The 305-nt window shown below is 47.2% G+C and carries 1 protein-coding gene; it reads left to right on the forward strand.

Features of this window, described 5'->3' with window-relative positions:
* Positions 1 to 305, forward strand: a 305-nt coding sequence (locus F1E73_RS17805) for a hypothetical protein (protein WP_191089085.1), incomplete at both ends; no start/stop codon positions are given.

A 305-nucleotide genomic window follows, 5' to 3' on the forward strand; every position in this document is an offset into this window, starting at 1 on the left:
TATGGCATTGCCACCAAGGAAGGGTACCGATCCCGTTTTATTGGCGGCTATACCGTACACCCTCAATTCTCCGGTCCCAAACTCCAACAAGTCTTCGAGCGCAATCGGCAATCGGCCCTATTGCCCATGGTAAAAAAACGTTTAGAAAAACAAATACAAACTACCTATAAACTATTTAGGACCCTCCGTCCCGATCACCTCCCCGAAATCTTAGGCTCCCATCAAAAGCTCGATTGTAGGCTAAACTACAACGACCAGGGACAGGTGGTTGATTTCACCATCCATGATAAATCGGGCTATGTGCT

Source organism: Arenibacter lacus (assembly GCF_008711145.1).
GTDB classification, from domain to species: Bacteria; Bacteroidota; Bacteroidia; order Flavobacteriales; family Flavobacteriaceae; genus Arenibacter; species Arenibacter amylolyticus.